This is a genomic window from Rheinheimera sp. KL1, assembly GCF_001275035.1.
GTDB lineage: Bacteria > Pseudomonadota > Gammaproteobacteria > Enterobacterales > Alteromonadaceae > Pararheinheimera > Pararheinheimera tangshanensis.
Genome location: NZ_LAMX01000013.1, coordinates 70,573 through 88,261, shown reverse-complemented (window position 1 = coordinate 88,261; position 17,689 = coordinate 70,573). Strand labels below are relative to the sequence as shown.

At 45.9% G+C, this 17,689-nt stretch carries 21 protein-coding genes and 1 riboswitch; of the genes, 9 read left to right on the top strand and 12 right to left on the bottom strand.

What is annotated here, in order from left to right; genetic code table 11:
* The 3 genes from secB to WH43_RS06695 are packed head-to-tail and all read right to left on the bottom strand — an operon-like array spanning window position 1 to window position 1,224.
* Window positions 1-474 (bottom strand): protein-export chaperone SecB, encoded by a 474-nt coding sequence (secB, locus tag WH43_RS06705; RefSeq protein WP_053423859.1) that lies wholly within the window; start codon window positions 472-474, stop codon window positions 1-3.
* 51 nt (window positions 475-525) lie between these two features.
* Window positions 526-783, bottom strand: a complete 258-nt coding sequence (grxC, locus tag WH43_RS06700; protein ID WP_053423858.1) for a glutaredoxin 3 — start codon at window positions 781-783, stop codon at window positions 526-528.
* A 12-nt stretch (window positions 784-795) separates the two neighbouring features.
* Window positions 796-1,224: a rhodanese-like domain-containing protein gene (locus WH43_RS06695; protein WP_053423933.1), complete on the bottom strand. Its 429-nt coding sequence runs from the start codon at window positions 1,222-1,224 to the stop codon at window positions 796-798.
* 152 nt (window positions 1,225-1,376) lie between these two features.
* On the opposite strand from WH43_RS06695, the gene gpmM reads away from it, so the two are divergent.
* From gpmM to WH43_RS06680, 3 genes are read left to right on the top strand one after another with little or no spacing between them, the layout of a single operon-like run.
* Window positions 1,377-2,942 (top strand): 2,3-bisphosphoglycerate-independent phosphoglycerate mutase, encoded by a 1,566-nt coding sequence (gpmM, locus tag WH43_RS06690; protein ID WP_286049546.1) that lies wholly within the window; start codon window positions 1,377-1,379, stop codon window positions 2,940-2,942.
* On the top strand, window positions 2,942-4,105 hold the full coding sequence (locus WH43_RS06685; protein ID WP_286049545.1) for a murein hydrolase activator EnvC family protein: 1,164 nt from the start codon (window positions 2,942-2,944) through the stop codon (window positions 4,103-4,105). Before gpmM ends, WH43_RS06685 begins: the two co-directional genes overlap by 1 nt.
* Before the next feature lie 3 nt (window positions 4,106-4,108).
* A complete protein-coding gene (locus WH43_RS06680) occupies window positions 4,109-5,155 on the top strand; it encodes a divergent polysaccharide deacetylase family protein (protein WP_053423856.1) in 1,047 nt (348 codons plus the stop codon).
* Between the two features lie 65 nt (window positions 5,156-5,220).
* Here WH43_RS06680 and rpoH read toward each other — a convergent pair whose 3' ends face one another.
* The gene (gene rpoH, locus WH43_RS06675; protein ID WP_053423855.1) at window positions 5,221-6,075 is read right to left on the bottom strand and encodes an RNA polymerase sigma factor RpoH; all 855 of its coding nucleotides are present in this window, start codon (window positions 6,073-6,075) and stop codon (window positions 5,221-5,223) included.
* A gap of 214 nt (window positions 6,076-6,289) precedes the next feature.
* On the opposite strand from rpoH, the gene WH43_RS06670 reads away from it, so the two are divergent.
* Window positions 6,290-7,510: an EAL and HDOD domain-containing protein gene (locus WH43_RS06670; RefSeq protein WP_053423854.1), complete on the top strand. Its 1,221-nt coding sequence runs from the start codon at window positions 6,290-6,292 to the stop codon at window positions 7,508-7,510.
* 18 nt (window positions 7,511-7,528) lie between these two features.
* Here the strand turns inward: WH43_RS06670 and ftsX are convergent, their stop codons facing one another.
* From ftsX to ftsY, 3 genes are read right to left on the bottom strand one after another with little or no spacing between them, the layout of a single operon-like run.
* Window positions 7,529-8,509 (bottom strand): permease-like cell division protein FtsX, encoded by a 981-nt coding sequence (gene ftsX, locus WH43_RS06665; protein ID WP_053423853.1) that lies wholly within the window; start codon window positions 8,507-8,509, stop codon window positions 7,529-7,531.
* Window positions 8,506-9,189, bottom strand: a complete 684-nt coding sequence (gene ftsE, locus WH43_RS06660) for a cell division ATP-binding protein FtsE (RefSeq protein WP_053423852.1) — start codon at window positions 9,187-9,189, stop codon at window positions 8,506-8,508. The genes ftsX and ftsE overlap by 4 nt, the downstream gene beginning before the upstream one ends.
* A 2-nt stretch (window positions 9,190-9,191) precedes the next feature.
* Window positions 9,192-10,346 (bottom strand): signal recognition particle-docking protein FtsY, encoded by a 1,155-nt coding sequence (gene ftsY / locus WH43_RS06655; protein WP_053423851.1) that lies wholly within the window; start codon window positions 10,344-10,346, stop codon window positions 9,192-9,194.
* An 84-nt stretch (window positions 10,347-10,430) separates the two neighbouring features.
* Between ftsY and rsmD the strand changes: the two genes are divergently transcribed.
* Complete coding sequence (gene rsmD, locus WH43_RS06650; protein ID WP_053423850.1) at window positions 10,431-11,027, top strand: 16S rRNA (guanine(966)-N(2))-methyltransferase RsmD; 597 nt, start codon at window positions 10,431-10,433, stop codon at window positions 11,025-11,027.
* A gap of 52 nt (window positions 11,028-11,079) precedes the next feature.
* On the opposite strand, the gene WH43_RS06645 is transcribed toward rsmD, so the two are convergent.
* A complete protein-coding gene (locus WH43_RS06645; protein WP_053423849.1) occupies window positions 11,080-11,448 on the bottom strand; it encodes a DUF3718 domain-containing protein in 369 nt (122 codons plus the stop codon).
* A 169-nt stretch (window positions 11,449-11,617) separates the two neighbouring features.
* A riboswitch (cyclic di-GMP riboswitch) is annotated at window positions 11,618-11,701 on the bottom strand.
* Window positions 11,702-11,808: 107 nt separating this feature from the next.
* A complete protein-coding gene (locus tag WH43_RS06640; RefSeq protein WP_053423931.1) occupies window positions 11,809-12,441 on the bottom strand; it encodes a YjaG family protein in 633 nt (210 codons plus the stop codon).
* A gap of 162 nt (window positions 12,442-12,603) precedes the next feature.
* Between WH43_RS06640 and WH43_RS06635 the strand changes: the two genes are divergently transcribed.
* Window positions 12,604-13,002, top strand: coding sequence for a DUF2721 domain-containing protein (locus tag WH43_RS06635; protein WP_286049544.1), 399 nt, complete (start codon window positions 12,604-12,606; stop codon window positions 13,000-13,002).
* On the opposite strand, the gene WH43_RS06630 is transcribed toward WH43_RS06635, so the two are convergent.
* The 3 genes from WH43_RS06630 to WH43_RS06620 all read right to left on the bottom strand — a co-directional run bounded on the left by WH43_RS06630 (window position 12,999) and on the right by WH43_RS06620 (window position 15,451).
* Entirely contained in the window at window positions 12,999-13,571 is a 573-nt protein-coding gene (locus tag WH43_RS06630; protein WP_053423848.1) for a DUF3833 domain-containing protein, read from the bottom strand. The two genes, WH43_RS06635 and WH43_RS06630, sit on opposite strands and share 4 nt — an antisense overlap.
* A 105-nt stretch (window positions 13,572-13,676) precedes the next feature.
* Window positions 13,677-14,321 carry a response regulator gene (locus WH43_RS06625; protein WP_053423847.1) on the bottom strand — a complete coding sequence of 215 codons (645 nt, stop codon included), beginning with the start codon at window positions 14,319-14,321 and terminating at the stop codon, window positions 13,677-13,679.
* On the bottom strand, window positions 14,318-15,451 hold the full coding sequence (locus tag WH43_RS06620) for a sensor histidine kinase (protein ID WP_053423846.1): 1,134 nt from the start codon (window positions 15,449-15,451) through the stop codon (window positions 14,318-14,320). Before WH43_RS06620 ends, WH43_RS06625 begins: the two co-directional genes overlap by 4 nt.
* Before the next feature lie 155 nt (window positions 15,452-15,606).
* Between WH43_RS06620 and WH43_RS06615 the strand changes: the two genes are divergently transcribed.
* From WH43_RS06615 to WH43_RS06605, 3 genes are all read left to right on the top strand, one after another.
* Window positions 15,607-16,356, top strand: coding sequence for a DUF2306 domain-containing protein (locus WH43_RS06615; protein WP_152342797.1), 750 nt, complete (start codon window positions 15,607-15,609; stop codon window positions 16,354-16,356).
* Window positions 16,357-16,512: 156 nt separating this feature from the next.
* A complete protein-coding gene (locus WH43_RS06610) occupies window positions 16,513-17,076 on the top strand; it encodes an RNA polymerase sigma factor (protein ID WP_053423844.1) in 564 nt (187 codons plus the stop codon).
* Window positions 17,051-17,677 carry a hypothetical protein gene (locus WH43_RS06605; RefSeq protein ID WP_053423843.1) on the top strand — a complete coding sequence of 209 codons (627 nt, stop codon included), beginning with the start codon at window positions 17,051-17,053 and terminating at the stop codon, window positions 17,675-17,677. The genes WH43_RS06610 and WH43_RS06605 overlap by 26 nt, the downstream gene beginning before the upstream one ends.
* Window positions 17,678-17,689 lie beyond the last annotated feature (12 nt).

Genomic DNA, 17,689 nt, shown 5'->3' with positions numbered 1-17,689 from the left:
TTAAGACTGTAGTTCTACGCCTTGCTGGGCCTGAGCTTCAGCCTGACGTTTTTGCACGTATTGAGCAAATAAGGCATCAAAATTCACAGGTGCCAGATTCAGTTGCGGGAAAGTACCACGGTTTACCAGATTAGACACTGCTTCACGGGCATATGGGAACAGGATATTTGGGCAGAAAGAAGCTAACATATGCGCCATTTGAGCATCTTCCAGCACAGGCACGCTGAAAATACCAGCCTGCTGAACTTCACATAAAAACGCCACTTCTTCCTCAATACGAGCTGTCACAGTCAGAGATAACACCACTTCGAAGGTATTTTCGTCTAACTTTTCACTGCGGGTATCTAAATCTAATTGAATAGCTGGCTGCCACTCTTTACGGAATATTGCCGGCGCATTAGGCGACTCATAAGAAATGTCTTTGACGTAAATACGCTGGATAGCAAATTGTTCAGCGGCTTGTTGTTCGGCCATGATAAATCCTAGTTTTAATAATAATGAGTGAAAGCTGAAACCCCTCTGCGATTAAGCAGAGAGCATCGAATTCAAAGTACCGGCACTTTCCAATGCAAAAAGATCGTCACAACCACCTACATGAGTATCGCCGATAAAAATTTGCGGCACTGTGGTACGGCCATTGGCACGTTCAATCATAGCGGGACGCAGTTCTGGCTGCTCGTCGATTTTAATCTCGTCAAACTGCACACCTTTTTGGCCTAATAACGCCTTAGCGCGAACACAATAAGGACAATAGGCCTTAGTGTAAATAGTGACTTGTGCCATCTTTGCTCCGACTTACTTTTTAACCACCGGCAGGTTTGCACCTGTCCAGGTATTCATGCCACCTTGCAGAACAAAAACCTTGGCAAAGCCTTGTTTGTTCAGCTTAGCAGCGACGCCTTGTGCAGACATACCCGCCTGACACACTACTATGATGGGTGCGTCTTTTTTGTTTTCAAGCCCAGTTGTAGCCTGAGTGTTAATTTGTTCCGCACTCAGGTGACGGGCACCAGTGATATGGCCTTTCTTAAAATCAGCCTCAGCACGAATGTCGATGACAGTCGCATCTTCTCTGTTCACCAGTAACGTGAGCTGAGTGGGAGTAATTTGTTTTACCGAAGAGGTTAACGACTTCACCCAACTCACAATTAAAGCTAAAAACAATGCCACCCACGCGGCAGTCAGGTAAGGATGATTACTTAAAAAATCAATATATTGCTGCATAAACACCATTCTGTTTCATTTCAGGAGCAAAACTTTGCGGCCGAGTATACCTAGTTTGATAAAAGAATGCAGCATTGAAGCCCTATCCGTACTATTTCGTCACTGTTTTCACAGCGAAAACAAGGTAAGATAGGTTATCAAAGCATCTTTAAATGACAAAGCACGGAGCCATGAGTATGCAGCCGAAAAAGCCGTTAGTCTTACTGATATTGGACGGATGGGGATACAGAGAAGAACGTGAATCCAATGCCATTTTACAAGCCAATACCCCGGTCATGGACAAACTATGGGCAGAGTATCCTCATACGCTGATTTCTGGCTCTGGTCTGGACGTCGGTTTGCCGGATGGTCAGATGGGTAACTCTGAAGTCGGCCATGTTAATTTAGGTTCTGGCCGGGTGGTTTATCAGGACTTTACCCGCATCACCAAAGCCATTGCTGACGGTGATTTTTTTACAAACCCTGTGTTGGTTGAGGCGACACAAGCCGCAGTGCGCCATGGCAAAGCCGTGCATTTGATGGGCCTGCTCTCTCCGGGTGGCGTGCACAGTCACGAAGACCATATTATTGCGATGATTGATTTAGCCAAACAACAAGGTGCCACAGAGATTTACCTGCACGCCTTCTTAGATGGCCGCGATACCCCACCCCGCAGCGCTGAAGCGTCATTACAACGAGTGGAAGAGCACTTTAAAGCTATAGGCGTAGGTCAGGTGGCTTCTGTGATAGGCCGTTATTATGCGATGGACCGCGATAAACGCTGGGACCGTGTACAAGCCGCTTACGATTTACTGACGCAGGGCAAAGCCGAATACACTGCAACCACAGCGGTAGAGGCATTAAAAGCCGCCTACAGCCGCGATGAAAATGATGAGTTTGTTAAGGCCACCGCCGTTAAAAATGCAAGTGGTGATGTCATTAAAATGCAGCAGGGCGATAGCCTGATTTTTATGAACTTCCGAGCCGACCGCGCCCGTCAATTCAGCCGTGCTTTTATTGATAGCGACTTCACAGGCTTTCAACGTGACTATCAACCAGAGCTGGCCAGCTTTGTGATGCTGACTGAATACGCTGCTGATATCAAAGCGCCTTGCGCTTATCCACCAGAGAGCCTGGACAATGTTCTGGGTGAATGGCTGGCCAAACACAACAAAACTCAATTACGTATTTCCGAAACCGAAAAATACGCTCACGTCACCTTCTTTTTTAGTGGAGGTCGTGAAGATGTATTTAACGGTGAGCAACGTATTCTGGTGCCATCGCCGAATGTGGCCACTTACGATTTGCAGCCAGAAATGAATTCCACCGAACTGACCAACAAACTGGTGGACGCCATTCACAGTGGCGACTTTGATGTGATCATTTGTAACTATCCAAATGGCGATATGGTCGGCCACACTGGTATTTTATCTGCCGCTATCAAAGCAGTGGAAGCTGTGGATCACTGTATTGGCCGCGTAGTCGAAGCCTTACAGCAAGTGGGCGGCGAATGTTTAATTACCGCCGATCATGGTAACGCTGAACAAATGATGGATCCCGAATCAGGGCAGGCTCACACCGCCCATACCAGCGATCCTGTGCCACTGATTTATGTTGGCCGCCCCGCTACAGTGACACCTGGCGGTATTTTAAGTGATATAGCACCAACTATGCTGCACTTGATGGGCATGCCTGTACCTGATGAAATGACAGGTAAAATTCTGATGAAGACAAATTAATGCCGGCAAGACGTTTGAAGTACAGAGTAAAGATGCAGCAGAGCTTAGCTCTGCTGCTCTGTTTAGGCACAGCCAATGTCGCAGCTCAGGATCAGAAAGAGGTGCAGCAAGAACTGTCGCAGCTCAAAGGACAAATTAAGAAAACAGAAAAAGAACTGCAGCAGCAACAAAAAGCTTTTAGTAAAGCTCAGGATTTATTGAAATCTGCCGACCAATCACTGGCTAAACTAGCCCGGCAAATTCGGCAAAGCAATGAAGAACTTGCCAAAGTACAGCAACAACAACAGCAGCTGGAATTAGAACAACAGCAACTGCAACAAAGTTTTGAGTTGCAAAAATCCTTGTTGGCGCAGCAGCTTAAAGGCGCTTTCATTACGGGCGAACACGATTACACCAAGATGCTACTCAACCAGCAAGACAGCAACAAGCTGGAACGGGTGCTGACTTATTATCAGTACCTGAATCAGGCTCGCATGCAGCAAATCACCAAAATAGAACAAACGGCTGAAGCGTTAAAGCAAGTGGAACTGGACTTGCAGCACAAAGTAGAACAACAACAAGAATTGCAGGCCCAGCTGAAAGAGCAGCAGCAGGAACTGATGGAAGCCAAAACCAGTCAGTTGGCGTCAGTGAAAAAGATAAAGAGCTTTTTGACGGATCAGGAACAGCAACTGGACTACCTGAAACAAAACGAACAAAGCTTGCAAAACACCTTAGGTAAATTAAAAGCTGCCGCTATCGCAGCCAAAAAACGGATCAATTTGCCGAAAACCAAAGGCAAATTGCCCTGGCCCGTACAAGGCGACATTCTGCAGGGATATGGCGAAAAACGTCTGGCAGGGGTCAGCTCGCGTGGTATTTTAATAGCGGCAGCCGAAGGCTCCAAAGTAAAAGCTGTAGCTGATGGTCAGGTGATTTATGCTGACTGGCTCAAAGGTTATGGCTGGGTCATAGTGCTGGACCACGGCAATGGCGTTATGAGCCTGTATGGCCACAACCAAACTTTATTAAAGAAACCTGGGGAGTCGGTCAACGCCAGTGAAGCCGTGGCTTTAGTCGGTGCCAGTGGTGGTCAGGCTCAGGCTGGATTGTATTTTGAGATCCGGCAAAAGGGTGCAGCCATTAACCCTATTACCTGGTTACAAAAACGCGCAGGATCTTAGTGAATGAAGTATGTACTGAGCTTAGCCTTTGCGCTTTGCAGTTTGCCAGTTCTCGCAGCCAAAGTGGCCATAGTGATAGACGATATTGGTTACCACCAAATTGACTACAAGCTGTTGGACTTGCCTTATGAGCTGACCTTTGCTGTCATTCCTCATACCCCCCATAGCCATGCAGTAGCCAAAGCTGCCTATCAAAAGCGTCGGGATGTAATTTTGCATATGCCGATGGAGTCAGCCCGTCGCGCTGATTTGAGCAAAAACGCGTTAAAAGTGACGATGAACCGCAGCCAAATCGAGCAAAAACTGCAGGCAGCTTTTGCTGATGTTCCTTACGCCATAGGTGTCAACAACCATATGGGTAGTTACTTTACAGAACAAGCTGATGTTATGGATTGGACCTTAGGCTACATTGCGAAACGTCAGCTATTTTTCCTCGACAGCAAAACAACAGCCCGTAGTCAGGCGGGTATCTATGCCCAAAAGCATCAGATGCCACTACTGACCCGGCAGATATTTCTGGATAATGATCGCTCTTATCAGGCCTTAGATAAACAATTTAAGCTGATGATCAAATTAGCCAAGCAGCATCAGTCTGCAATAGCCATTGGTCATCCTTATCCCGAAACCTACGCTTATCTGAAAAAAAACTTAGCCAGCTTAACAACACAAGGTCTTGAAGTTGTGAAGTTATCGGCCTTACTACCTGCCGATTATCCGGTGACAACTGCAGCACAAACTGCTGACGTACCTTTATCTTTACCCGAACAGCATCCTGTTCAACTCGCGCAGCTGAGTAAGACACAGAACAGCGCCACACATAGCCCAAAAGCGGACATGACAGAGCCAGTCTTTGTTCCCGCCATCGAAGAGCCTGCAGCTATTATTGCCATGTACAGCCAGCAATGGGACATACCCGAGCTACTGAATCCGTTGACTTTAGCTGAGATTAAACCAACTACGGTATTCATTCCAAAACACTGGATTTTATCAAAACCCGCTATAACACCAGTGCGGTCTGTGCCCTTCTATCAGTTAGGAAGCAGCTTTTAGTGAATCGACACCAAAAGCAAAAAGCCCTGACTAGTCAGGGCTTTCTTTTACTGCAGAAGTAACCATTAAGCAGCCATTGCAGACTGCAGTTTCTTCATCGCATTTTTCTCTAACTGACGCACACGTTCAGCAGACACCTGATAACGGTCAGCTAATTCCTGCAATGTCAGTTTCTGATCATCTAACCAACGTGCACGGATAATATCCTGACTACGCTCATCCAGAGTACGAACTGCAGCTTGCAGGCGGTCCACTGAAGCGTTATCCCATTGGTCTTCTTCAATACGGTTAGCTAAATCAGAGCCTTTATCCTGCAAGTAAAATACTGGTGCAGTGTAATTGCTTTCGTCTTCATCGTCAGAAGCATCAAAAGGCATATCATGATTGCTCATGCGGGATTCCATTTCCAACACTTCGTGCACAGGAACGCCTAAGGAATCAGCAACGTTTTGCACTTCCTCTTTACTAAACCAACCTAAATGTTTTTTAGCTTTACGCAGATTAAAGAACAACTTACGTTGCGCTTTAGTGGTCGCGACTTTGACAATGCGCCAGTTCTTCAGCACAAACTCATGAATTTCGGCCTTGATCCAATGTACGGCAAAAGAGACCAAACGTACGCCCACAGAGGGATCAAAACGTTTCACAGCCTTCATCAGGCCGATATTGCCTTCCTGGATCAGGTCACTGATAGGTAAACCATAACCTGAATAGCTGCGGGCGATATGCACCACGAATCGAAGGTGAGACATAATCAGCACACGGGCTGCTTCCAAATCACCGTCTTGTTGTAATTTTTCAGCTAAAGAACGTTCTTCTTCCGCTGTGAGCATAGGAATGGTACTTACCGCATGAGTATATGCTTCAAGGCTGCCACTTCCAGCCACTGTCAGAGTCTTCATGTGAGAAGTCTGAATCATGTAATTACCCCTTAATCGCTTGATTGGGTCAAATCTTAGCACTCTTTGAGTGAGAGTGCTAAAAGAAATTTACTTCTTTTAAGATCCTAATTGTATAAGCCCTACTTTTTAATAATATCAATTCATATATAAAGCTTCATTTTTCTTATATGATAAATTTAGAACTTAAAGCCTAGACTAATGAAAAAAACAATAACCAGCTAAGGTCTTTTTTATGTACTGTTATGTTGCTCGTCAGCCTATTTTCGACCGCCAAAAAGCCGTAACAGGCTATGAACTGTTATTTAGAGATGGTGTAAATAACAGCTTTCCGAACGTGAATGCTGATGAAGCAACATCTAAGTTGATTACCCAACACCATTTGTTATTGGGAGTTGAAAAAATCACTAGTGGCAAACAGGCTTTTATTAACTTTTCCGCAGACACTTTAATTCACCACTTTCCTACTTCTATCGATCCAAAGAGCATGGTGATCGAAATTCTCGAAACAGTGCCTATCAGTGATGAACTACTGACCGCCTGTAAAGAATTGCATAAAATGGGCTATCGGCTGGCATTGGACGACCACGATTTTGACGCCAAGTGGGACGTATTCTTGCCTTATGTCAGTATTATTAAAGTCGATGTACGGATGTTTAATATGCTGCAAATCAGTAAATATCTGCGTCGCATCGCCAAATACCCTGTCACCTTGCTAGCGGAAAAAGTAGAAACCGCCGATGAATACGAGCAACTAAAGCAACTGGGCTTTGATTTGTATCAGGGCTATTTTTTTGCTCGCCCTGAGATGCTGAAACACAAACAACTAGGCAGTAATAAACTGAACCTGCTGGCGCTCATCAGCGAATCCAGTAAGGTAAGGCTGAATTTTGATGGTCTGGCAGCTATTGTCGAACGCGATTTGGATTTGTCCTATAAGTTGCTGCGTTTTATCAACAGCGCCAACTTTGCCCTTAAACAATGCATAGGCTCACTAAAACACGCCATGGTGTATATAGGCGAAGCTGAACTAAAAAAGTTTATTTCCCTACTGGCGTTGGCCAATCTGGCCGAAGGCCAATCCGATGAGCTTTTAGTGATGTCTCTGATCCGTGCACGATTTTGTGATCGCCTTGCAAATATTCGCGGCGATTCAGAAAATCCGCCAGCAGCCTTTTTAACAGGTTTATTTTCCTTGGTGGATGCTCTGTTGGAACAACCGCTGGAAGAGTTGTTGGCACAGCTACCTTTGTTGCCTGAAATAAAAGCCGCACTGCTTGAACACAGAGGGGTGCTGGCAGATTACCTCAAAGTAGAACGTACTTTTGAACAGGGTTTGTGGCAACAACAAACTGAACTATCGTCCAGCATGGTGCCGGAGACAGTGGATTTAAATCTGGTGTATTTTGAGGCGGTGGAATGGGGGCAACGCTTACTGACAGTGCAACAGCATTAACCCCGCCACTCCACCCAGTTAAAGGCCTGTTGCTTCAATCTGGCTGATATTGCGACGTACGGCCAAAAAGGAACCAACAAAACCTAAGGCTACAGCAACCAATAACAAATAGCCGAGCTCTGACAGGCTCAAAGGTTGCAGAGTAAAAGTGCTTTCATACAATTGAGTCACATTGGCTATGCCCTGCTTTAACCACCACAGCAGTACTTCCTCGATTAAAAACGTCAGAATGCCGCCGAAAAAACCCAACCAAATTCCTGTATATAAAAAAGGCCGTTGGATATAGCTGTTGGTCGCACCGACCAGTTTCATCACTTCGATTTCATCCTTTTTATTCAGGATCATCAATCGAATGGTATTACCCACGACCAAAAGTACAGCCACCATCAGCAGCAAAGCGACAGCAATAGCCACCTGACGTACCAAACTGACAATAGCATCCAGTCGTTCTAACCAGCCTATATCCAGCTTGGCCAACTCGACATAGCGCTCTTGTTGCAGGGAAGCTAATAAAGTTGAAGCTGCCACACTGGAGGTATTTCTGGGACTGACCAGCATCACATGAGGTAAAGGATTGTCTTCGATATAACTTAATGCGTCACCAAAACCTGACTCCGCGGTGAATTCAGCCAACGCCTGACTTTTATCAATAAACTGCACATCAGCTACTTCAGGGTTGGCTTGCAACAAGGCTATCAGTTCAGCTATCTGAGTTTCATTGGTGTCCGCTTTTAAAAACAAACTGATTTGTGCTGCCTGATCGACACTGGTGCTGACCTGTTGCAGGTTTTTCACCATCAAATGTAAAGTCACAGGTAAAGTTAAACTGACCCCAAGCACAGCCACTGTTAATAAAGACGACGCCGGAGTCAGCCAGATTTCACCTAAACTGGTTAGTGCCTGGCGCAGATGATGTATCCAAAACATCACAAATTTATTCCACAGACTTTGTTTCACTGCAGTGGCGCCTGTAGCCCGGCCTTGAAATAAAATACTCATTCGTCGGCTCCAGAGGACGTTAAGCCATCGTTGATCATGCGGCCATTTTTTAAAGTCAGAGTCCGGTAACGCATCCGGGCTAATAAACTTAAATCGTGGCTGGCAATCAATACAGAAACCCCGACCTGATTAAAGGCTTCAAATACGTTCATAATGTCTTTCGATAACTCTGGATCCAAGTTACCTGTGGGTTCATCTGCCAGCAATAAAGGTGGACGATTGACCACAGCACGGGCTATACCTACCCGTTGTTGTTCACCACCAGATAAAGTGTGAGGCAGGCAACGCACCTTGTCCAAAAGACCGACTTTATCTAAAGCCGCATGCACACGTTTGGTCATGTCTTTGCCGCTGAAACCTTCAATCACCAGAGGCAAGGCCACATTGTCGAACACGCTATGGTTCATCAACAATTTATGGTTTTGGAAGATCATACCAATATCGCGGCGAACATAAGGCACCTGACCTTTATTCACCCGACTTAAATCCACACCATTGATAAAGACTTTACCCGTAGTCGGACGCTCAATCAGGCTAATCAGTTTTAATAAGGTACTTTTACCCGCACCTGAATGGCCTGTTAAAAAAGCCATTTCGCCTTTTTCCAGATGAAAACTCACTCTGTCCAGCGCAACAAAACCACCGCTATAACTTTTTGTGACTTGCTCAAAACGCAACATAATCAGAGATCCCTGGCGAACAACGCCTTAATAAAATCTTTACTGTCGAAAACCCGTAAGTCGTCGATCCCCTCCCCTACACCTATGTAGCGGATAGGTAATTGAAACTGATCAGCGATTGCGAAAATCACACCGCCTTTGGCCGTGCCATCGAGTTTGGTCAAGCTGATGCCGGTAATATCCACAGCTTCTTTAAATAAACGCGCCTGACTTAATGCATTTTGTCCTGTGCCAGCATCCAGCGTCAGCATCACTTCATGCGGTGCATTGGCATCGATTTTTTTCATCACCCGGACTATTTTTTTCAACTCTTCCATTAAGTGCGCTTTGTTTTGCAAACGACCTGCGGTGTCAGCAATCAATACATCCACACCACGGGCTTTGGCAGCCTGATAGGCATCAAAAATCACCGAAGCACTGTCTGCACCGCTATGCTGAGCTATCACCGGAATGGCATTACGCTCGCCCCACACCTGCAACTGCTCTACGGCTGCAGCTCTGAAGGTATCACCAGCGGCTAACATCACAGACTTGCCTTGTTGCTTAAACTGCTGTGCCATTTTGCCAATAGTGGTGGTTTTACCAACACCATTAACCCCTACCATCAGAATCACAAAAGGACCGTCCGCCCCGTTGAGCTGCAAGGGTTGTTCAACATCATCCAGCAACAACGCCATTTCTTGCTGCAACTTATCAAATAGACTATCGGCATCTTTTAGCTGTTTACGATCCGCATGTTGCACCAGCTGTTTAATCAGCTTCTGACTGGTATCTACCCCAACATCGGCCATCAGCAACTGGGTTTCTAATTCTTCGTATAAATCTTCATCAATTTTTTTACCTAAAAACAGACTGGCTAAACCATTACCTAAATTCTGGCTGGTTTTAGTTAAACCTTGTTTTAAGCGGGCAAAAAAACCAGGTCGTTCCGCTGGCTGTGGCTGCAAGCCGCTGACTGGCGCTATAGCAGCCGCTGTTGCAGCTTCAGGCTTCACTTCTGCCATTTCTGCAGCAACCTGCTCCTTGGCAGGAGGAGGCAGTGTTTCGGGCTGACTTTCTGTCACCGGGATCTGCTGTTCTGCTGAGGAATCTGCCGTATCAGCCTCTGTTTTTTTACCAAAACCAAGCCAGGAGAAGAGTTTATTTTGCTTTGTCATAAAGGTCGCTGCCAGAAGATCCGAAAACTAAGGTAAAATTGGCTCATATAGTATCATCTTTAAGATGCAGGACAAAAATACTCAATGAAAACAGCAAAGGGGCGCAGTACTGCTCCGACACATCAGGGGCCTGGCTTTGTCAGGCTGATCAGTGGCAAATGGAAAGGTCGGCGTTTACCCGTCCTGGATGCACAAGGGTTAAGACCAACCTCAGACAGAGTCAAAGAAACGCTGTTCAACTGGTTAATGCAGGATGTCGCTGGCAGCACTGTGCTGGACTGTTTTGCCGGTAGCGGCAGTTTGGGGTTAGAAGCTTTATCGCGCTATGCTGATTTTGTGCTCTTACTGGAAAAAGATGCCAAAGCAGCCACCTTATTGAAACAACATCTGAACACTCTGGGCAGCGATCAAGCCGAAGTTCTGCAAACAGATACCTTGCTGTGGTTGCAAAAGCCGGCACAGCGTCAGTTTGATCTGGTTTTTATTGACCCGCCCTTTCGGCAAAATATGGCTCTAGCTTGCTGCAAAGCTTTGGCAGAACAAGGCTGGCTCAAGTCAGGGGCTCTGGTTTATCTGGAAACAGAAAAAGAATTGGCTATGGATCAACTGCCCGCAGATTGGGTGTTAATAAAAGAAAAGGTAGCAGGGCAACTGGCTTACAGGCTCTGGCAACAACCTTAAAGCCGAAAGCAGAAAAGGCGCCATCAGGCGCCTTTTCTGTATGCAAATTCGATTAGCTGGCGCTACGTGCTTTGATCGCTTCCAGAATAGGAGAAGAAGCGAAACCATTGCTCGTTGCCCACTCGATATCACCTGATTGAGCAACCTGGCTGCCTGGTAACTGCTTGATAATAAATTCAGCAGTATCCGCCGCATTGTGTTTGATAGCATGACGCACTAAAGGTAAGCCGTTACAAACGATACCGTCATAAATGCTTTTTAAACGCAAACGGTTATCTGATAAAGCTTTACGCAGGTTGTTTTTGTTGTTATCAGCTACGTATGCGCAAATAGACTGAACCATTTGGTCATTAGCTGAAGCAGTTGGTGCAACAAATTGAGCGGCGGCGATAGCGATTAAAGCAACAAATTTAAATTTCATAACAAGCTCCGGTGTTGGCTAACACTGATCCATCGATCAGGCTGATTGGTCTGTGTAAACAGGCTGAAACTTCAACAACAGCGTGATGCTGTTATTTATCAGCGAACACGAAAGGAGGAGCTTTGATACCAGCGAACTGGTTTAGATGCGTCCTACGTAATCATCGGATTACGGCAGCCCAGCCATCATAGGTTACCCCTTAGATCTGAAGCTTTGCGTGTACTCCCTTTCGGGAGACTTGCCTTTCGAGCGCGCGCATTTTAAGCAGTGAGTGAACTTTATGCAAGAGAAATTTAAAGGCATCTGCACAAAGTTAAAGTATTGACTGTAAAAGAACTATTTATACAGACAGCAAGACTTTTAGCCGTCTGAGTTTTGAATATCAGGAACAAGCTCCATGCCCAGATTGCTCAAACCTTGTTCACGCACCCACGCCTTCAGCATTTGTACTTGCTCACGCTGAAAACCATCAGTTAAAGGGGTGACTAACTCGATGAGTTCTGCCAGACAATCCATTTCATACTCCATCAGTTCATGATCACGCACCCACTTTTTCAATTCAGCTTCGGTCGTGATATCGATGTCTTCGGCCTGATATTCAATGAGACGTGCAACTGAAGCCTGAGAAATTTTGGCGACGTTAACAAACTCGGTTGCATCCTGCGACAGAATACCATTGAGCATCGAATCCAGTGCTGTAGCTGTATCAATAGCAGGATAGACACCAAACATATCAAACTGACTCTGGTCCGGAGTCGCTAATTCTAACTCGTTGCATAAACGCTCAAAGTTTATTTTCACCTTTTTAACGAACAACCATTCCCACACCAGGTTAAGAATATCGCGACACAACTTCGTATCACCAAAACCTGTGACTTCACTAAAGAGCTGATAATTAGGCAACATACGTTCCAGCAAGGTCGCAGCTATAGCGGCTTGCTGATAAAAGCCCAGTTCACGCATCTTTTGGAAGTTGTTTGCTTTTTGTTTCATGGTTGGTCCATTCCGGTCTGACAGCTGTGGCTGCGCATCATACACAAGCACAGGCTGACAGAAAACACTGTTATTTTTATTCAGTCTACTATCGGCACAGTGCTAATGCGAATATGATCGCAAACTGAGTCAGTCTCTCTTTTTATGAATACAGGTGATTTTATGTCGATGACCATGACCACCCCCGCTTTATTGTTTCCGGCGATTTCTTTGTTGTTACTGGCCTATACCAACAGGTTTTTAGTGCTGGCTCAGCTTATTCGTCAACTGAATACCCGCGAAGGTGGACAAGTGCGTGATCTTGCAAAACGGCAAATAGAGAATCTACGGCAGCGGATGTTTTTAATACGATCGATGCAGCGCTGGGGAGTCATCAGTTTTGTACTTTGTACCTTGTCGATGTTTTTTCTGTTTATGCAATGGGGCTTAGCGGGCCAAATAGCTTTTGGCACCAGCCTCGCCAGTCTGATGTTGAGCTTACTGGTGTCTTTGTATGAAATTCAGATTTCCTGCAATGCGATAAAAATAGAGCTGGAAAGCATGGAGCAAGAGCAGGTTTAACCTGCTCTTAACGTCGCCAGTTGCTGCTCTAACGCGCTGCAATCTGCAGTAGCATCCTGCTGCTGAATAGATAAAATAATTTCACCGACTGGCAAACCAAACTTATATAAAGTCGACTGATTCATCAGTTGTTTGGGTGTAACCAGATAAAGCCAGTCTTCCACTTTAACCTCTATCACGCCATCGCCGTCCGGGATTTGCAATACATATTCCCAATACAAGCTATTACCTGCCTGTTGGCCTTTTGCCTGCCCGGTGACATCTGCAGCTGAACCTGTCACTTTTCCTTCATTGTCCACCGCAAGTTGCCAAATGCGCTGCTCAACTCTGCCATCACTGAACTGGAACAACTCAAATAGAGTTCCTTTATTGCCTTGCCATTGGCCACAAAGCTGAGCTTCAAAGCGCACGCTTTGTTTACCTTGCCAGTTTTTGACCACACCATAAGCGTTCAGTGAACCATTAAAGTAGTCGGGCAGATTAAAAATCGGAGTTTGTTGTTGATAATCCTGAACCTGATGGCTACATCCCCACAACAACAGAGGGGCAAACAAAGCAATAAAACGCATAACTGAAACTCCTGGCATGATATGAAACTGTATACGCATGCTTTGCGACTCTGGCTCAGTCTTATCGCATAGCAAAGGAATAGTCCGGTGTGGAATAAAACCGATTTAATGGATCAACCCAAGCTCTAAGGCTAACAGCACAGCTCTGGTTCTGTCACGAACGCCTAATTTAGCCAGAATGCTGGAGATCTGATTTTTTATAGTGCCTTCTGATTTGTAAAGCGCACTGGCAATCTCTTTATTGGCATAACCAGAGGCCATCAGTTGCAAAATTTGCAGCTCTTTTTCTGATAATTCTTCAATTGCAGCCGGACGGGGAAAATGACTGACCGGGCTCAGACCAGACAATAAACGTTCGGTAATAGTGCTTTGAAAGCAGGTGCCGCCTTGCTGCAGCGTTTGAATGGCTGAAACTAAGCTGTCCAGAGAGACATCTTTGAGTAAATAACCTTTAGCCCCAAGCTGAATGCTCTTTAATACCAGATCATGTTCTTCAAAAGTAGTCAGGATAAGCACAGGAGTTTTTAGTTGCTGCTGCTTTAATAACTCCAACGTAGCTACTCCATCCACTTTGGGCATAGACAAATCGAGTAAAATCACATCTGGCTGATGCTGTTGCACCAGCTCCACCACAGTGGAGCCATCCTGAGCTTCTGCGACCACTTCCACTACACCAGATAGCTGTAATAAACTTTTTATGCCTTGGCGGATCAGCATTTGATCGTCAACCAGCATTACTCGTAACGTCATAAAGGCAATCCTGCAGGTAAAGTCAGCTGTAATTGAAAATGACTATCTTTGACCAGCCATTGTAAAGTTCCGGCGCAAGAGGCAACCCGCTCTTTCATGCCTGTTAAACCATTGCCGGGTTTCCAGTCTGAGGCGACTTTGCCATTGTCATAGATCACTAACTGAACAAAGTGCCCAGCAGGCGTTACTGACAAATAGAACTCACTGGCATGACTGTGTCTTAGCGTATTGGTCAGGGCTTCGCGCACTATTAATAGCAACTGCTGCGCTACTTTTACATCGGCCAGTTCCACATCCACAGGGCAATCCCAGTGAACTTTCACTCCTGGAACATCTGTCAACAAAGTCTCTAACGCTTGATAAACGGAAAAATGCTGCTGCTCTCTTAATGCACTGACAGCTTCACGCACATCGGACAGCAGCAGTTTAGCAATCTGATGGCATTGCTCCACTTTAGTTTTCGCTTCACCTTGCGTTAAATGGCCAGCGACCTGCAAATTAATAGTTAAAGCCGTTAAATGATGCCCCAATACGTCATGTAAATCCCGCGCAATCCGGGTTCGCTCCTGCTGTTGTGATGCCATCATCAATAAATCCTGAGTGGCCAACAAGTGCTGATGAGTTTGCTGTAATTCTTGTTTAGCTTTTTGTTCGGAGCGGGCCTGATGTTTCATCAGCAAAGCAAAAAAGTGAAAGCTGCTGAATAACAGCCCTGTGATCCACATGGAGCGCTGTTCCAGTGCTGCATCCACGCCATACCACATCGCCAACAGAGCAAGCGTTATCAGTACAGCAGTCCGCATCGAAACCAGATAAGGCAACACTGAGACCCAGATAATGCTCAGAATAGCCAGATAATCCAGCGGTAGCATCCAGTTCAGTGCCAAGGCTGACAAAAGCTGCAGTATGTAACAAATTAAGGCAGAAGGAGCCAGGGGCTCATTGCGCTCGTCACTGCGGGTAACCCAATAAAAGCAAGCACCATTGAGAGCAAACAAAGGCACAACCCAGGGCCATAACGGCCAGAGTGTGTCATTAGGCCACATCAGCCAAAGACTGAGCATAAAGACCAAAAACCAGGTCAGTAACCCAGCCAATACATCCCATGCTATTGAGTTTTTAAGTTTCATTTGGTTGAACTGATTTACAGGTCTCAGTTTTGCAGTATGCCTGATTTCAAAAATGGCTCAATAGGCCAAAAGTCATAGTGAAAAATCCTGACTTCTGGCACCTGCGAAAACACAGCTGAAGCTTTAGTCTGGCGGCATCTGATTAAGGGAGAATAATGATGTTTATGCTGCATAGCCTGTTATTAAAATTTCATATCCTGCTGGGTGTGATTGCGCTTTTACTATTCTGGTTGCCTATGTTTAGCCGCAAAGGTAGCGCATTGCATCGCCGATTAGGTCGTTATTATGCCTATCTGATGAAAGCTGTGGCTTTGAGTGGTCTGGTGATGACTTGCATGGTCTGGTTTGACCCAATAGAAATTAAAGGCGCAGGCTTGATGGTTGATGGCCAGATCCCACAGCGCAAATTAGAATTTTTGATGCTGATTAATCTGTTTTTGTTTTTACTCAGCCTGCTGAGCTGGGTCACTATCCGTCATGCGACAGGCAGCCTGTTATGCAAACAAAACCGCGAGCCATTAAAACACTGGAGTTATCAGGCTCCCGTCTGGTTATTGGTCGTAGTAGCTCCTTATGCAGCATGGCAAGGTTTTCAGTTTAGTATGCCACTGGTGATGGTCTTTGCCGGCATATCATTAGTCACCTGCTTTAGCATCCTGAGTTATTTACACACGAAGACAGTCACACCCAATCGTTGGCTGATAGAACATGCCTCAGCCATGATAGGTTCTGGTATAGCCGCCTACACCGCATTTTTTGCCTTTGGCGGGCGCGCTTTATTTGCAGAGTTATTAACAGGCCACTGGATGATGTTGCCCTGGCTGCTGCCCAGCTTGATTGGTGTGCCAGCGACTATCTGGTTTAAACGCCGCTTAGCACAGCCGTTAAGAAACTCAGCGCCATAGCCTGAAAGAGCCAAGGAGAATTTCATCAGAAATTCTCCTTTATATTTATATACTTAAAAATATTTCTTAAATATTCCTGCTTTTTTGTCAAATCAGGCAAACTATTTTCAATGCCTATACGACTTATCATCAATACAACTTCACAACAGACTAAAAGTGTTTAAACGCAGCGACGAGAGCTTAATAGAAAAAGCCATAGGCGGCGATGCCAAAGCCTGGCAACAATTGGTGTCGAGATATCAGGCGCCCCTGTATTATTTTGGCCTGCGTTTATTGGGCTCACCCGACGACGCCCGCGATTTATTGCAGGATGTATTGATTGTACTGTGCCGAAATCTTGCGCAGTACAGAGGCGACAGCTCGTTTAAAAGCTGGTTGTTTGGCATCGCCAACTACAGAGCTATGGATATGCTCCGCAAGCGTAAAACAACCACAGAGTTTACCGAAGAGCACGATTTTTACGATGATGAAGCACCGAGTTTTGAGCAACAACTCTATGGTCAGCATACGCAGCGACTGGTGCAGCAACAGTTACGATCCTTGCCGCCAGAACAACGTCTGGTTGTAGAGCTGAGGTTTTATCAACAGTTTACTTTTGACGAAATTGCCGATCAGCTGGCGCTGTCGAGTAATACCATCAAATCCAGATTTTACGCGGCCTTAGATAAACTGCGTACGCAGTTGGAGTTAGCAAATGTCGAACAGTCAGCAAATTTTTGAAGCCTGGCTGGCCGGAAAAATAACGGCCAGCGAATGCGAACAGCAACTGGATCCGCAGAGTGAATGGCTTGAGCGTTTTCATACAGCACAGATAGTACAGCGTCAGGCGAAAGCACCTTTTTTTGCCCCAGTGCCAGAGATCGACACCATGTCCATCTTTGCACAGCAATGGCAGCGACCAGCCAAAAGCAGCAACTGGTGGCCCAAATTAAGCGTGGCATTTTCGGTGCTGGCGCTCGTGGTCAGCTTGTCTCCGCTGGAGCTGCAAATGCAGGACAGCGGTCTGACCTTAAGCTGGCGCGGCGGACAACAAATGCAACAGCAGCAACTGGAAACGCTGTTAGCCAGCTATCGTAAGGAGCAACAGGATTATCTTCAGACCCAGTTGCAGAATACGCAGCAGCAACAGGCGTCACAGCTGATTTTGCTGAAGGATTACTTAACCGAACAACAAACCAAAGAAAGGCGTACCGACATGCTGGAACTGGTGGAATACCTCAATCAGCAACGTCAATCAGACTGGCACTACTGGCAGGAAAATTATCAGCCAAGCCAGGCCAGACTAGAACTTGGCGCGTCACCGAACACTCAGAACAGATAACCTAGTGGAGTA

Excerpts from the sequence above, each read along its gene's own strand:
- secB (WP_053423859.1), bottom strand. The coding sequence starts at position 474 with ATGGCCGAACAACAAGCCGCTGAACAATTTGCTATCCAGCGTATTTAC.
- grxC (WP_053423858.1), bottom strand. The coding sequence starts at position 783 with ATGGCACAAGTCACTATTTACACTAAGGCCTATTGTCCTTATTGTGTT.
- WH43_RS06695 (WP_053423933.1), bottom strand. The coding sequence starts at position 1,224 with ATGCAGCAATATATTGATTTTTTAAGTAATCATCCTTACCTGACTGCC.
- gpmM (WP_286049546.1), top strand. The coding sequence starts at position 1,377 with ATGACAAAGCACGGAGCCATGAGTATGCAGCCGAAAAAGCCGTTAGTC.
- WH43_RS06685 (WP_286049545.1), top strand. The coding sequence starts at position 2,942 with ATGCCGGCAAGACGTTTGAAGTACAGAGTAAAGATGCAGCAGAGCTTA.
- WH43_RS06680 (WP_053423856.1), top strand. The coding sequence starts at position 4,109 with ATGAAGTATGTACTGAGCTTAGCCTTTGCGCTTTGCAGTTTGCCAGTT.
- rpoH (WP_053423855.1), bottom strand. The coding sequence starts at position 6,075 with ATGATTCAGACTTCTCACATGAAGACTCTGACAGTGGCTGGAAGTGGC.
- WH43_RS06670 (WP_053423854.1), top strand. The coding sequence starts at position 6,290 with ATGTACTGTTATGTTGCTCGTCAGCCTATTTTCGACCGCCAAAAAGCC.
- ftsX (WP_053423853.1), bottom strand. The coding sequence starts at position 8,509 with ATGAGTATTTTATTTCAAGGCCGGGCTACAGGCGCCACTGCAGTGAAA.
- ftsE (WP_053423852.1), bottom strand. The coding sequence starts at position 9,189 with ATGTTGCGTTTTGAGCAAGTCACAAAAAGTTATAGCGGTGGTTTTGTT.
- ftsY (WP_053423851.1), bottom strand. The coding sequence starts at position 10,346 with ATGACAAAGCAAAATAAACTCTTCTCCTGGCTTGGTTTTGGTAAAAAA.
- rsmD (WP_053423850.1), top strand. The coding sequence starts at position 10,431 with ATGAAAACAGCAAAGGGGCGCAGTACTGCTCCGACACATCAGGGGCCT.
- WH43_RS06645 (WP_053423849.1), bottom strand. The coding sequence starts at position 11,448 with ATGAAATTTAAATTTGTTGCTTTAATCGCTATCGCCGCCGCTCAATTT.
- WH43_RS06640 (WP_053423931.1), bottom strand. The coding sequence starts at position 12,441 with ATGAAACAAAAAGCAAACAACTTCCAAAAGATGCGTGAACTGGGCTTT.
- WH43_RS06635 (WP_286049544.1), top strand. The coding sequence starts at position 12,604 with ATGTCGATGACCATGACCACCCCCGCTTTATTGTTTCCGGCGATTTCT.
- WH43_RS06630 (WP_053423848.1), bottom strand. The coding sequence starts at position 13,571 with ATGCGTTTTATTGCTTTGTTTGCCCCTCTGTTGTTGTGGGGATGTAGC.
- WH43_RS06625 (WP_053423847.1), bottom strand. The coding sequence starts at position 14,321 with ATGACGTTACGAGTAATGCTGGTTGACGATCAAATGCTGATCCGCCAA.
- WH43_RS06620 (WP_053423846.1), bottom strand. The coding sequence starts at position 15,451 with ATGAAACTTAAAAACTCAATAGCATGGGATGTATTGGCTGGGTTACTG.
- WH43_RS06615 (WP_152342797.1), top strand. The coding sequence starts at position 15,607 with ATGATGTTTATGCTGCATAGCCTGTTATTAAAATTTCATATCCTGCTG.
- WH43_RS06605 (WP_053423843.1), top strand. The coding sequence starts at position 17,051 with ATGTCGAACAGTCAGCAAATTTTTGAAGCCTGGCTGGCCGGAAAAATA.